We start from the raw sequence: 13,336 nt of genomic DNA on the forward strand, positions 1-13,336 counted from the left end.
CGATCATGACTCATCCCACGCAAAGCACTTCCCTCGGCCGTCCGGGAACGGGTTGAATACATTCCGACATGACGACGTACTACACCTCCGACCACCATTTCGGACACTCGAACATCATTCGGTTCTGCGACCGCCCTTTTACCGACGTACCGGCGATGAACGCCCGGCTCGTGGAGCTCTGGAACGAGACCGTCACCGAGGACGACACCGTCTGGGTGCTGGGCGACGTCGCCCTCGGCGCCCTCGATGACTCGCTGGCCTGTGTCGGACGGCTCACCGGGCACAAGATCCTGGTGCCGGGCAACCACGACCGCTGCTGGGTGGGCGAGCGCGCCCTGCGCAAGGGCGACCCCGAGGCCCGCGAGCGGCGGCGGGCCACCGCGCGGGAGCGCTACCTGAGCGCGGGCTTCGCTGAGATCCACGACCGGCCCGGCCCGGTGACCGTCGGCGGACAGGCCGCCGAGCTGTCGCACTTCCCCTTCGAGGGCGACTCGCACGGCGAGGACCGGTTCGTCGAGTACCGGCCGGTGGACCGCGGTGGCTGGCTGGTGCACGGCCACGTGCACGACACGTGGCGCCAGCGCGGGCGGCAGATCAACGTCGGCGTCGACGCCTGGGGCGGGCGGCCCGTTGCCGCGGAGACCGTCGCCGGCCTGGTGGCCGACGGCCCGCGCGACCTGGAGCCGCTGGGCTGGCCGTGAGGCGCGAGGTGGTGCCTGAGCGTGGTGGTGCCATGACAAGAGCGCACGTTCTCAGGTGACGAACGTGCGCTCAGGCGTCAGGGTGCGTGCCGTCGCCGGTATGCGAGGCGCACGCACTGCGTCAGCGGAAGCGCCAGGGCGCCCGCCGCGCGGGAGTCATGCGGATACGAGGGACTCCGAGTCGCGGTGCTCGCGGTCCGACTTGTAGGACGCGATCTCTGCTGCGTTGAACATGAGGTCCGCCCCGACCATGTGGTAGTCGATCTCGCCCGCCTCGAGGAGATCGATGATGTGCAGCTTGGACACCCCCAGCAACCGTGCCGCCTCGAGTGCGGTCAGGTCCTCGCGCGGCCTGTTGACTTCAGTTTCCAATGTGATTTCGTTCACACGCCCAGTCTTGCGCGTGGACACCGTCGGAGTCCAGTCGAATCGGTGCGAGTTTCACTATCAAACGGTGATTCTTTTCTCCGCGAGGATCGCGCTCTCGGTAATTGATCTCGCATACCACCATGGGCGTGAACGCACGGGAGCGGAAGGTGTGGCACGATGAGCGCCATTCCGCTGGTCCGAGTGCGGCGCGGAGGATTTCCTGTCAATTGGCGGATCGAAACGATCCATCGCGCGCAAGGGGGATGGGTGGCAGCGCCGTCCGCAGTGCCTGTTCTGACACCGGCCGTCAGCAGCACGTCTCTCGACCTGCCCTCGATCCTCGAGATCAATCGCGACGCCTATGACGCGCTGGCGGGCACCTACAAGGGCACGACAATGGCCCGCCAAGAAAACGCCAAGAAGTGGCTCACCCAGCGCCTGCCGCGACTGAGCCCCGGGGCACGTACGACCGCGCTGGACATCGGCTGCGCCGACGGCCCCCACTCCCGCATCCTGTCCGCGCTCGGGTACACCGTCACGGGCATCGACTTCTCGGGGCGGATGATCGCCGCGGCGCGCGAGCTGGCCGATGACCCGACGCTCCCGAACACGCCGGTGCTGCTGCACGGCGAGTTCCTGGCCGGCCGCTACACCGACGAGACCGGCGCGGACACGTCGCTCGACGGTGTCCAGTTCGACGTCGTCCTCGCCACGGCTTTCGTCCACCTGTTCCCTCCCGGGACCGACGAGGAAGCCCTGCACAAGATCCTCGCCCACGTAGCCCCCGGTGGGACGGCGCTGATCTCCACGACCGCCGCGCAGGACAACCGGCAGGGCCTCGAGGCAAAGACCGGCTCCGGCGGCCAGGTGACGCACCGGTGGCGCAACCACTACACGCTCGAGCACTTCGTCTGGCTCGTCGGCGAAGCCGCTCGCGACACCTACGGCGTCAAGGTTCCGGTCCAGCCCTGGGTGGTCGTCGACCCGGACTCGGACGGAAAGCTCTGGATCGACGTCGTGGTGAAGCGGCCCGCCTGACCAGGCGCCCTGCAGCTCAGACCTCCTGGAACCCCCGGTACACCGCGGTCCGCAGCTCGACCGCGTAGGGCTCGAGGGCCGGCATCCCGAGGCTCGCGGCGGTGGCTATCTCCGCCTCGACGTCGTACGGCACCCGGATGAACTGCAGGCCGAACGGTGCCTGACCCGGCTCGTCGACGACTCCCTCGAGGATCGCGTAGCTCGGGACGGGCTCGTCCAGCGGGTTGCCGACGCTGCCCACGTTGAACAGCGTGCGGCCTCGGGCCACCTCGACGAAGGCATCGTGGATGTCGCCGTATCCCACCATGGTCGGCACCGGGCCGTCACCCGTCATCACCGTGTTCGCGAACATGCCGGAGAACTCCTCGGCGGTGTGCTTCGCGTACACCCGCACGTGCGGGCTGGTCGCGGAGGCGTGGAACAGCCTGATGTGCCGCCCGCTGACCAGCAGGTCGTGGCTCAGCGGCAACGTCCTGAGCCAGTCGAGCTGGTCCTTGCGCAGCTCGTCGCGCCACCAGGTCATGTCTTCCGCCGACTCGTCGGTCCACACCGGCAGACGATCGTCCCAGTTGCCGCGGATGTTGACGTCGCACACCTTGTCGCACCGGTCGACCGCCGCGCTACCCCGCGGCCCTTTTCCGACGAAGTCACCGAGGTTGATGATCTGATCCACCCCGCGCGACGCGATGTCGTCGAGCACCGCGTCGAGTGCGGTGAGGTTGCCGTGCACGTCGCTGATCAGGGCGATTTTCTCCAATGGCACCCCCGGATCGTGCCACACCCCGGCCCGGGGTCACGCCGCGGCGCCCGGCTCGCCGACCTCACCCAGCGCCCGGCCCGCGTCACCGCGCCCGAGGGGCATGGCACGGCGCTGGGTCGGCACCGGGTGCCCGACGGCGAGCGAGAGCGAGTGCAGCACGTGGTGCAGGATCGGCGGGTTGAGGTCGTCATCGTCGTCGTACTGGGTCAGCCCGATACCGAGCCGCTCGATGGACTTGCGGTAGAGGTGGAACTCCACGTACCCGGAGGCCTCAGGGGTGCCGGGGTCCCGGATCGAGCCGCTGTACTGCACGGTGGTCCGGTAGGTGTGGATGTTCAGCTGCCCCCTGCCCTCCGCGTTGATCTGACGGGCAAGCCCTTCCAGCCGGTCGTGCGCCTGGCGCACCTGCCCGATGAAGGCCTCGTCCCGGTCGTAGTAGCCGTCGATGGTCGCGGCGATCGCGGGATGGTCGACGAGCCACTCCGGGTCGACCTTGACGACGTCGACGTCCACACCGCGGTTCACCATGGCCCAGATCAGGTTGGGGTCGCGCGCGACGCTCGTCATGCCGAACCCGAAGACGACGACCTGTCGCTGCGCGGACCGCCAGATGTCGAGCGACGCGTTCCGGTGCTCGCGGTCGGCGCTCACCCACTCGATGCCCCGGTACTGGCGCAGCTCGTTCAGCAGGCGGGAGCGCTCCAGCTCCGCGTCCCTCTCCACGCGCTGACGCGCCGCGATCGTCTGCTCGAACAGGTACACCACGGCGATGACCACCGTCGCCACCGCCGTGCACCAGACGATCGGGATCGTCACCCGATGCGGCATCACGTCCGGGATGAACGTCAGGACAAGGTTCGACGTCGCGCCCAGCGCGACGACCAGCAGACTCCCCCGCGCCCAACGTTGCATGTGGACCACCCCCAGGAATCGCGCACGACCTGGTATCAGCAATCTGATGCTAAAGCAACAATTCCGTCAAGTCTAGTTAATTTCGACCCAACAGTTCTGCGCGGCAACCATCGGTCCTGCCGTGTCTCACCAGCTCAGGGCCCGGCCGCCCGCGCCAGCTCGTCGGCCTCCGCCCGGGCCTGGCGCGCGTCCTCGAACCGCTCCTGGTCGTGCAGCGCCAGGGCCAGCGTCCGCAGCCCCTCCGCCAGCCTCGGGCGGTATCTCGCGGCGTTCTGCGCGGCGAGATCCCGCAGGAGCTGCACCGCCTCGCTCGCGGGTGCCACCGCCTCGTCACCGAGCTTGAGCACGGCGAAGATCGCGCTCAGGTTCATCAGCGACTGCGCCAGGACCGGCCGGTAGCGGCGCCGCTCGGAGCTGACCAGCTCGCGCCAGGTCCTCGTCGCCTCGCGCTCCGCGTCGAGGGCGTCCCGCGTCCGGTCCATCCGGGCGTGGGTGACGCCGAGCGCCGACAGCGCCCCGGCGAGCTCCGGCACGTACCGCCGGGGGTTGTCCGCGGCGAGGCGGCGCTGCACCTCGACGGCCTCCTGTTGCAGGGCGAGGCCTTCGTCCCGGCTGCCGAGCGCGGAGAGCTGTGTGCCCAGCGCCTGGAGGGAGTGTGCGAGGTCCGCCAGGTACCGGCCCGGGTTCTCCTGGGCGGTACGACGCCGGATCGCGACCGCCTCCTCGAGATACGGCACGGACTCCTCGCCCCGGCCGCAGTCGGTGAGCACGCTGCCCATGACCTGGAGCGAGTCGCTCAGGCCCGGCAGGTGCTCGTCCGGGCCTGCGTCCGCCAGCCGTCGCCTCAGCCGCAGCGCCTCGGCCGCGGCGGGCAGCGCGTCCGCGCCCTGGCCGAGCTCGAGCAGCCGCCGCGCCGTGTCCGCCAGGGTCCGGGCCAGCAGCCCGGCCGACCGGCCGGGGTGGCGGTGGGCGAGCTCTCGCCAGTGCTCCTCCGCCTCGCCGGCCGGCCCGGGCGCGGCCGGCGGCCGACCCAGCTCCGCGCGGGTCGTGGTCAGGCTCGCCTCCACCGTCGAGAGGCTGAGCGTGACCGCACCGGGGTGGTCCGCCTCGATGCGCCGCATGAGGTCCGCCGCCTCCTCCTCGCACCGCAACGCCTCCTGCGGCCGCCCCTGGTCGGACAGGGAGCCGCCAAGGTTCGCGAGCACGAGCGCCAGCGCCCCCCGGAATCTTGGCGGGTCGGCCTCGACCAGCTCGCGCAGCAGGGCGACCGCCTGCCGCTCGTACCGCTCGGCGTCGGTGGCGCGGCCCACCTCGCCGAGCGCGGCCCCGATGTCGCGCAAGGCCTCGGCCCGGCACACGGCGTCGTCGTCCGGGGTGGCGGCGAGAGCGCGCAGCGCGAGCTCCGCACGCAGCTCGCCGAGCGCGAGCGACGGGTTCGGGAGCGCCCCGGAGAGGCGGCGCAGCAGTCCGCCGTCCTCCGGGAGGGCGGCGGCCACCGCGCCGAGCAGGTCGAGCGCCGCGCTCAGGTCGCCGGACCGGCCGTCGAGCCGGTCCACGACGATGGCGGCGGTCCGCAGCGCGGCCCGCCGCGTCACCGCCCCGGCGGTCCCGGCCAGACACGCGCCGAGCAGCTCCGGGGTGTCGGTCAGCTCGGCCAGCAGGTGGGGGTCCACCAGGCGCCGGTGCAGCGCCCGGTGGGGATCCTGGTCGAGCAGCCACCGTCCGACGTCGGCCTCCGCGCCCGACCGCACGCCCGGCACGACGGCCGCGACCCGGCGGACCAGGTCCTCCGCCGCGTCCACGGTGCGCACGCCGGTGAGGGTCGCCGCGGCGACCAGCCCGTCGATGGCCTCCGGCAGGAACCCGGCGTCGCCGAGCAGGCCCGACTCCTCCGCCGAGCGGAACCAGGTCCAGCGCTCGTGCTCGAGCAGCTCGTCGAGGGCGTCGGACACGTCGACGGGCAGCACCCCACGCCGAGCGCGCACGTGCGCGCGCATGACGGCGCAGAGCGCTGCCGCGTGCAGGTCGAGCTGCCTGGCCCCGCCGCCCGTCACCGACGCGACGGCCACCCTCGGCGGCTCGAGCCCGAGCGCCCGCGCGTACGGCTCCACGAAGGCCGCGACCAGGCGCGCGTCCACCTGCCCCGGCAGCACCTCGGCGGCCAGGTCGTCACCGGCCCGGGCCGGTTCGAGCAGCGCTCCCACGGCCAGGTCGGCGGCAGCGAGCCGGGTGAACCACCCGCCGACGTCCCTGGCGACCAGCAGGATCCGGAGCGTCCCCGCACGGCCCCGGGTCGCGGCGCGCAGCAGGTCGGCGAGCGCCGGGCCACGCGTCTCGGCGTCGTCCACGAGCAGGAGGGCGGGGGCTCCGTCGGGCACGGCCGCCAGGGCGGCACGCTCGGCGCCGTCGGGCACGTCGAGGCAGGTCCAGCCGGCTCGTGCCAGTCCGTGGGCTGCCTCGCGCGCCAGCCGTGTCTTTCCGACGCCGGGCGGGCCGCTGACCAGCCGTACCGCGACCGCTTCCGGGCCGGCGCACCAGTCGATGATGGAGGCCAGCTCCGTGGTCCGGCCGACGAACGGCACGATGCGCCGGGCCGGCGCGAGCAGCCGCCCCGGCGACGCGGTGTGGGCAGTGGTCGCGCCGGAGTCTGACATCACCATGGACACGACGTCAGTGAACCCCAATCCCGATCGAACCGGTTATCACACCCAAATAGGTGCCGACGGTCGGCTCATGGTGTGCGGCCGAGCCGCTCCTGCTCCTCGGCGAGGATGGTGCGCGACAGCGAGGTCTCGGACGGTGCCTCGACGTCCACCGCCGACGGCGCGGCGTCGGTGATCTCGGACTGGCGGGCGAACTCCTCGAACAGGGCCGACTTGGACCCGAGGATCTCCATCATCCGCTGGTCCACGGAGTGCTCGACCAGGAGGCGGTGCACCTGGACGGTGCGGGTCTGCCCCATCCGGTGGGCGCGGGCAACGGCCTGCGCCTCGATGGTGGGCTTGACCTGCGGCTCGCAGAAGATGACGACGCTCGCGGCCTGCACGTTGAGCCCGACTCCCCCGGCGGTGATCTGGCTGACCAGCACCACCGGCCCGCCCGGCCGGGACAGCTCGTCCACCATGGCCTGGCGTTCGGGCACGGGCACCGATCCGGTCAGCGGGCCGACCGCCTGGTCCCCGAGCAGGTCCATGACCTGCTCCAGCACGGAGAGGAAGTAGGAGAAGACGATGACGCGGCGGCCGGCCTCGACGGCCTCGGTGACGAGCTCTCGCAGGCGCACGAGCTTCGCCGACTCGGCGCTGTCGGCGACCGCGAACGCGGCCCGCCGCATCGCCATGAAGTTCCCGGCGAGGACGGCGTCGCGGTAGGCCGCGCCGTCCACCGCGCCGAACTGTTCCCACTCCTCGACCTGCACCACCTCGGGCAGCTCGGTGAGCACGTCCTCCTGGTTGCGCCGCAGGTAGGCCGGCGCGACGATCCGGCGGAAGGCGCGTGCCCCGGACAGGCCGGCGTTCGGGTCGAGCTGTGCCGCCACCTCCGGCTGCAGGTAACCGACCATGTTCTTGAACTCGGCGACCTTGTTCTCCATGGGCGTGCCCGACAGGAACAGGACCCGGTCCGACCGGTCGGCCCAGCGCCGCACCTCACGACCCCGGATGGTCTCGGGGTTCTTCACGTAGTGCGCCTCGTCCACGACCAGGAGCGCGGGCGTCAGGTCGTACGGGAGGTCGAGCCGGCCCAGCACCTCGAACGTCGTGACGGCCACCCCGCCGGCCTCGAGCCAGGCCGCGGCGGTCCGCTCCCGGTCGGCGCCGTGCATGACCACGGCCGTGAGGCCGGAGTGCTGCTCCACCTCGCGCTTCCAGTTGGTGACGACGCTCGCCGGGCACACGACCAGCACGTGCGTGCCGCCGGTCGCGACCAGGTGTGCGGCGACGGCTATGGACTGCATGGTCTTGCCGAGGCCCATCTCGTCGCCCAGGATGGTGCGCCGCTGCACCAGTGCGTACCTGGCGCCGAACTGCTGGTAGCCGCGCAGGCTGGCGCGCAGCAGGGTGCGGTCCAGCGGCTGCGCCTCGACCCGCCGTACGACGTCGGCGGGCAGGCCGCCCTCCGCGGCCTCGTGGTCGTCACCCAGGTCGACCACCTGCGACAGCAACCCGTAGTACTCGGCGGACCGCGCCTCGAAGTCGGCCCATACCTCGTCGCCCTCCGGCGGCTGCCCGACGGCGGCGCGCACCGCCCGCGCGTCGTCGGTCAGACGTGCGGCCGCCACCTGCTCCGCGAGCGCCGAGACCGCCGTGTCGGCGGCGGCCTTGCGGTCCGCGGGCGCCAGGAGTCGTCGCCAGACGCTCGTGGCGAGGGCCGCGGGTTCCAGCTGCCCTGGCACGACGGCGGCGACGCGGCGTGCCTCGTCCAGGTGCCGGTGGCGGGCGTCGGTGGCGAGGCCGAAGGCGTACAGCGACTGGACGAGCACCGTCGCGTACGGGTCGTCGGGGTCGACGTCGATGCGGAACCGCAGGTCGGCGTCGATCTCGTCGGCGAGCTCGCGGGCGGCCGAGGTGGCGAGCTTGGCCGTGCCGGCGCCGATGCCCGCCTCGACGAGGCGGTCGGTGCCTGCGGCGAGCACCTGGGTGACGGTCGCGAACCCGGCCTTCTCCAGGACGGCGACGCGCAGCTTCTTGCGGCGTTCCTCCAGGGCCGTGACGCCGACGGTGCGCAGGTCGGCGTGGACCCGCACCTCGCGCGTGGCCGTGTAGGCGTCCCGGACGCGCTCGCGCAGACCGGCGGCCGCGCGCGTGAGCAGGTGGGCGTCGCCGAGCAGCTCGTGGGCCTGCTCGACGACGCGCCGGGCCGCGCGAGCCCTCCAGGGCCGGGCGGGGCCGGCGGGAGCGTCTGCTGGGCTGGGGAGGGTCGTCTGCTCGGTCATCGCGCTGCGAGCGTACCCGGATGGTCTGACATGCCCCATTCGCGACCTACGTGCAAGTTCACTGGTCGCCGGGGCGGGCCCGGTCTAGGTTGAAGCCATGACCAAAGAGCCGAGCACGTTCGGCGGAACTCTCGTGACGACGGTCGAGGAGCTCCGCGAGATCATCCCGCCGCCCCTCGGCCCCGCCGCGGGCAAGGTGCGCGCCACGCTGCACGACCTCGACCGGCAGTGGCTCGAGGCGGCACCGCTGTGCCTGGTCGCGACCTCGGACGCGCAGGGCAACCTCGACGTCTCGCCCAAGGGCGACCCGGCCGGATCCCTGGTGCGCGTGCTGGACGACCGCACCATCGCGATCCCCGAGCGGCCCGGCAACCGCCGCACCGACGGGTACCTCAACGTGCTGGCCAACCCGCACGTGGGGCTCATCTTCGTCATCCCCGGCCGTGGCGACACCCTTCGGGTCAACGGCTCGGCCCGCATCGTGCGCGACGCGCCCTACCTGGCCGACCTCCAGGTGCGCCGCAACCTTCCGGTGCTGGCGCTGGAGGTCGACGTCGAGGAGGTCTTCCACCACTGCTCCAAGGCGTTCCTGCGGGCCAAAGCCTGGGACCCGGACTCCTGGGACCTGGAGGCGGTGCCCCGCCGCGCCGTGATCGCCCACACGCTGGAGCGGCAGGACCAGACGCTCGAGCAGGTCGAAGCGCACTACGGCCCCCAGTACGCCGACACCATCTACGGCTGACGCCTGCGGGTGAAGTCCAGGGCTTTCCTGGCGGCGCACCAACCGTCCCGGCACGATGCGACCATGACCACACCACCTCCCGGACCGGGGCACGGGTACGCCGCCGGGCCCACCCCACCGCCCCCCGCAGCGCAGTACGGGTATCCCGGCCGGTACGCCCAGGCGCCACGACCCCGCAGGACCGGACCCAAGGTGCTCACCTTCACGGGCGTCGCCGTGCTGGTGGCAGGTCTGGTCACCGGCATAGTGGGTGTCGTGGGAGCGGCCGGCGGGATCGCCGACCTGCTCCCCACCGACCTCGTCACGACCGAGGGAACGGCGGGCAGCGACGCCGTCGCCCTCGAGACGAGCACGGAACCCCTCACGTTCGACGCCTCGGACGAGGGCGCCTATCTCGTCTTCGAGGTCTCGCACGACCAGTCGGCCCGCCTGCCCGTCTCCGCGGTGACCGCGGAGGGACCGAACGGACCGGTCGGCATCGAGCCCCCTGACCAGACGGACGCCCTGCCGACCAACGGCTGGTCCGTCTTCCCCGTCGGAGTGCTCGTACCCCAGGAGACCGGCCCGCACACCCTCGTCGTCGACGAGTCCGTCGCCTCCCCCGACGTCGGCCTCGCCGTCAGCAGCCCTATCAACGTCGACAGCGTCGCCGGGGTCGGCAGGAGCAGCCTGCTCGTCCTGGGCGGTTTCCTCGTCGGCGGGCTGGGCTTCCTGCTCCTGGTCGCCGGGATCATCTGGTGGGCGGTCGCCAAGAGGTAGGGACCCGGCTGATCAGGGCTCGGCGTCAGGGTGACGTGCGCCCAGGCGCAGCGGCTCGGGAGCAGCCGTCTCAGGACCTGGTGAGCCGCTTACTCCAGCGTCGCGTCCGCCGCGCGCCGCGCCACCGCCGCGAGGTCGCCGTCGGCCTCGGCCGCCCAGGAGCGCTGGCGCGACGCCGCGTCGCCACCGGACCAGAGAGCGCCCAGCAGGTCGGTGACGGCGTCGAGATCGCCCTGGTCCACCAGCGCCTCGCGGACGTGCTCCACGAGCGCGCCGACGACGTCGTGCGCCGGTGCCGGCCGCCAGGTCCGCGGGTCCACGAGGTCGCCGCTGAGGCCCGACCGGCCGGCCCGCCACAGCGCGGTGCGCAGGATCTCGACGGGCACCTCGGGCGCCGGGTCGTCCACGGCCCGCGCCGCCGTCTCCACGAGCCCGCGGGCCAGGGCGGCCAGCAGGGTCGCGGTGTCCGCGGAGAGGCACACGTCCGCGACCCGGATCTCCACCGTGGGATACCGCGCCGACAGTCGGGCGTCGAAGTAGACCATCCCCTCGTCGAGGATGGTCCCGGTCGCGACCAGGCTCTCGACCGCCGCGTGGTACGCCTCGGGGGTGCCGAAGTGCCGCGTCGGGCCCGCCGTGTGCCAGCGGGACCAGACCTGGGAGCGAAAGCTCGCGTACCCGGAGTCGACGCCCATCCAGTACGGCGAGTTCACGGACAGGGCCAGCAGGGGCGCGAGCCACGGCCCGATGCGGTCGAGGACCGCGACGCCCTCGGCGTCGTCGGAGACCGCGACGTGCACGTGGCAACCGCTGGTGAGCTGTTCGCGGGCGGTCAGCCCGAACGCCGCGCGGGCGGAGAGATAGCGCAGCTTGTCCACGGTCGTGCCGTCGAGCGCCAGCGGCGAGGTGGCGAGCGCAGCGACCCGGGCACCGTGCCGGTCCGCGGCGGCCTGCGCGCCGGCCCGGCCCTCCCGGATCGCCGCGGCGATGTCCTCGAGCGCGGTCCGCGGCGGCGTGGCGGTCTCGAGCTGCTCCTCCATGAGCTCGTGCTCGAGCGGACCGTCGGCAGGCTCGGCGCTGCCGAGCACCGCCCGGGCCCGCGGGACCGGGGTCCCGTCCCGCCCGACCAGCATCAGCTCCTCCTCGACGCCGACCGAGCGTGCCTCCCGGGTCACAGCAGTGCCAGCGCGGCCAGCGCGTCGCGCGTGGCGTCCGCCGCCGTCATGCGCTGCGCCGTGACGATGTGGTCACGGCTCGCGTGGTCGAGGAAGGCCACGGGCAGCCCCACGTGCACCTGCGGCACACCGATCCCCTGCTCCCCCGCGCGCTGCGCGAGCATGTCGCCCACACCGCCGTCGACCACGCCGTCCTCCAGCGTGACCACCAGGTCGTGCTCGCCACAGAGCTTGACCAGGTTCTCGGGGACAGGCAGCACCCAGGTCGGCGACGTGACGGTGACCTCGACGCCGTGCGCCGCGAGCGCCGCGCCGGTCTCCATGGCGCAGCCGGCCATGGCGCCCACGCCGACGACGAGCACGCGTCGCGTCGCTGCGCCCGCCCCGCGGCTCGACGCCTCGAACCGGCCGACGACGTCCACGCCGTCGAGCTCCTCGAGCGCGGGGATGTCGTCGCCGAGCGCGCCCTTGGGGTACCGGACCACGGTGGGCGCGTCGTCGACGTCGACCGCCGCGCGCAGGGCGGCCCGCAGGGTCGGCTCGTCGCGGGGTGCGGCCAGGCGCAGACCGGGCACGATCCGCAGCATGGCCATGTCCCACATGCCGTTGTGGCTGGCGCCGTCGTCGCCGGTGATGCCGGCCCGGTCCAGCACGAAGGTGACGCCGGCCTTGTGCAGGGCCACGTCCATGAGTACCTGGTCGAACGCCCGGTTCAGGAACGTCGCGTAGACGGCGACGACGGGGTGCAGCCCGGCGAAGGCCATGCCGGCGGCCGACGTCGCGGCGTGCTGCTCGGCGATGCCGACGTCGAACGTGCGGTCGGGGAACTGCTCCTTGAACGGCGCCAGGCCGACGGGGTGCAGCATGGCGGCGGTGATGCCGACGACGTCGGGACGCCGGCGGCCGATCTGCACGATCTCGTCCGCGAAGACCTTGGTCCAGCCGAACCGGCTGGGCGCGACCGGCAGCCCGGTCTCGGGGTGGATCGCGCCGACCGAGTGGAACCGGTCCGCGATGTCCTCCTCTGCGGGGGTGTAGCCGCGGCCCTTCTCGGTGATCGCGTGGACGATCACGGGGCGGCCGAACGCCTTGGCGCGGCCGAGGGCGCGTTCGAGCGCCTCGGTGTCGTGGCCGTCGACGGGGCCGATGTACTTGATGCCCAGGTCCTCGAAGAGCCCCTGGGGCGCCACGACGTCCTTGAGGCCCTTCTTCAGGCCGTGCAGCCAGCGCCACGCGAACCGCCCGGGCGGGCCGGAGCGGTGCAGGGCGCGCGTGCCCCAGCTCAGGAAGGCCTCGTAGCCGCTGGTGGTGCGCAGCGTGTCGAGGTGGTTGGCGAGCCCGCCGATCGTCGGCGAGTAGGACCGTCCGTTGTCGTTGACGACGACGACGAGCTTGCGGTCGCGGCTCTCGGCGATGTTGTTCAGCGCCTCCCAGGCCATGCCGCCGGTGAGCGCGCCGTCGCCGATGACGGCGACCACGTGGTCGTCCTTGCCGCGCACCTGGTTGGCCTTGGCGATGCCGTCCGCCCAGGACAGGGCGGTGGAGGCGTGCGAGTTCTCGACGATGTCGTGCGCGGACTCGACGCGGCTCGGGTAGCCCGACATGCCGCCACGCTTCCGCAGCTCGGAGAAGTCCTGCCGGCCCGTGAGCAGCTTGTGCACGTAGGCCTGGTGGCCGGTGTCGAACACGATGGAGTCGCGCGGGGAGTCGAAGACGCGGTGCATGGCGATCGTCAGCTCGACGACGCCCAGGTTGGGGCCGAGGTGGCCGCCCGTGCGCGAAACGCTCTCCACGAGGAATCTGCGGATCTCCTCGGCGAGCTCCGGCATCTGGCCGGGCGTCATCGCCCGGACGTCCTTGGGCGAACGGATGTCGCTCAGCAGACCCATGCGCGTCCCTTTCGTCATGCCCCGTCCAGGGGCGAATCGGAGCCCTACCCTAAGGGGC

At 72.5% G+C, this 13,336-nt stretch carries 11 protein-coding genes; 4 read left to right on the top strand and 7 right to left on the bottom strand.

Annotated features, from left to right (window positions below; all coding sequences use genetic code 11):
- Nucleotides 1–68 precede the first annotated feature (68 nt).
- Complete coding sequence (locus ACYVK7_RS10590; protein ID WP_460887640.1) at nucleotides 69–701, top strand: metallophosphoesterase; 633 nt, start codon at nucleotides 69–71, stop codon at nucleotides 699–701.
- A 156-nt stretch (nucleotides 702–857) separates the two neighbouring features.
- Here ACYVK7_RS10590 and ACYVK7_RS10595 read toward each other — a convergent pair whose 3' ends face one another.
- Nucleotides 858–1,073: a helix-turn-helix domain-containing protein gene (locus ACYVK7_RS10595; protein WP_460887641.1), complete on the bottom strand. Its 216-nt coding sequence runs from the start codon at nucleotides 1,071–1,073 to the stop codon at nucleotides 858–860.
- Nucleotides 1,074–1,337: 264 nt separating this feature from the next.
- On the opposite strand from ACYVK7_RS10595, the gene ACYVK7_RS10600 reads away from it, so the two are divergent.
- A complete protein-coding gene (locus ACYVK7_RS10600; protein ID WP_460887642.1) occupies nucleotides 1,338–2,108 on the top strand; it encodes a class I SAM-dependent methyltransferase in 771 nt (256 codons plus the stop codon).
- 16 nt (nucleotides 2,109–2,124) lie between these two features.
- Here ACYVK7_RS10600 and ACYVK7_RS10605 read toward each other — a convergent pair whose 3' ends face one another.
- The 4 genes from ACYVK7_RS10605 to ACYVK7_RS10620 all read right to left on the bottom strand — a co-directional run bounded on the left by ACYVK7_RS10605 (nucleotide 2,125) and on the right by ACYVK7_RS10620 (nucleotide 8,713).
- Nucleotides 2,125–2,871, bottom strand: coding sequence for a metallophosphoesterase family protein (locus tag ACYVK7_RS10605; RefSeq protein WP_460887643.1), 747 nt, complete (start codon nucleotides 2,869–2,871; stop codon nucleotides 2,125–2,127).
- Between the two features lie 30 nt (nucleotides 2,872–2,901).
- Entirely contained in the window at nucleotides 2,902–3,780 is an 879-nt protein-coding gene (locus tag ACYVK7_RS10610) for a hypothetical protein (protein WP_460887644.1), read from the bottom strand.
- A gap of 134 nt (nucleotides 3,781–3,914) precedes the next feature.
- On the bottom strand, nucleotides 3,915–6,440 hold the full coding sequence (locus ACYVK7_RS10615; RefSeq protein WP_460887645.1) for a tetratricopeptide repeat protein: 2,526 nt from the start codon (nucleotides 6,438–6,440) through the stop codon (nucleotides 3,915–3,917).
- A gap of 71 nt (nucleotides 6,441–6,511) precedes the next feature.
- Complete coding sequence (locus ACYVK7_RS10620) at nucleotides 6,512–8,713, bottom strand: DEAD/DEAH box helicase (protein WP_460887646.1); 2,202 nt, start codon at nucleotides 8,711–8,713, stop codon at nucleotides 6,512–6,514.
- Between the two features lie 97 nt (nucleotides 8,714–8,810).
- Here ACYVK7_RS10620 and ACYVK7_RS10625 point away from each other — a divergent pair, with 97 nt between their 5' ends.
- Both ACYVK7_RS10625 and ACYVK7_RS10630 read left to right on the top strand, forming a co-directional pair.
- Entirely contained in the window at nucleotides 8,811–9,455 is a 645-nt protein-coding gene (locus tag ACYVK7_RS10625) for an MSMEG_1061 family FMN-dependent PPOX-type flavoprotein (protein WP_460887647.1), read from the top strand.
- Between the two features lie 63 nt (nucleotides 9,456–9,518).
- A complete protein-coding gene (locus ACYVK7_RS10630; protein ID WP_460887648.1) occupies nucleotides 9,519–10,214 on the top strand; it encodes a hypothetical protein in 696 nt (231 codons plus the stop codon).
- Nucleotides 10,215–10,303: 89 nt separating this feature from the next.
- Here the strand turns inward: ACYVK7_RS10630 and ACYVK7_RS10635 are convergent, their stop codons facing one another.
- Both ACYVK7_RS10635 and dxs read right to left on the bottom strand, forming a co-directional pair.
- Nucleotides 10,304–11,389 (bottom strand): carboxylate-amine ligase, encoded by a 1,086-nt coding sequence (locus tag ACYVK7_RS10635; protein WP_460887649.1) that lies wholly within the window; start codon nucleotides 11,387–11,389, stop codon nucleotides 10,304–10,306.
- Nucleotides 11,386–13,278, bottom strand: coding sequence for a 1-deoxy-D-xylulose-5-phosphate synthase (gene dxs / locus ACYVK7_RS10640; RefSeq protein WP_460887926.1), 1,893 nt, complete (start codon nucleotides 13,276–13,278; stop codon nucleotides 11,386–11,388). The genes ACYVK7_RS10635 and dxs overlap by 4 nt, the downstream gene beginning before the upstream one ends.
- Nucleotides 13,279–13,336: the final 58 nt, after the last annotated feature.

This window comes from Promicromonospora xylanilytica (assembly GCF_054782895.1).

Coding starts and splice junctions, on each gene's coding strand:
- ACYVK7_RS10620 (WP_460887646.1), bottom strand. CDS start 8,713: ATGACCGAGCAGACGACCCTCCCCAGCCCAGCAGACGCTCCCGCCGGC.
- ACYVK7_RS10625 (WP_460887647.1), top strand. CDS start 8,811: ATGACCAAAGAGCCGAGCACGTTCGGCGGAACTCTCGTGACGACGGTC.
- ACYVK7_RS10615 (WP_460887645.1), bottom strand. CDS start 6,440: ATGGTGATGTCAGACTCCGGCGCGACCACTGCCCACACCGCGTCGCCG.
- ACYVK7_RS10590 (WP_460887640.1), top strand. CDS start 69: ATGACGACGTACTACACCTCCGACCACCATTTCGGACACTCGAACATC.
- ACYVK7_RS10610 (WP_460887644.1), bottom strand. CDS start 3,780: ATGCAACGTTGGGCGCGGGGGAGTCTGCTGGTCGTCGCGCTGGGCGCG.
- ACYVK7_RS10630 (WP_460887648.1), top strand. CDS start 9,519: ATGACCACACCACCTCCCGGACCGGGGCACGGGTACGCCGCCGGGCCC.
- dxs (WP_460887926.1), bottom strand. CDS start 13,278: ATGGGTCTGCTGAGCGACATCCGTTCGCCCAAGGACGTCCGGGCGATG.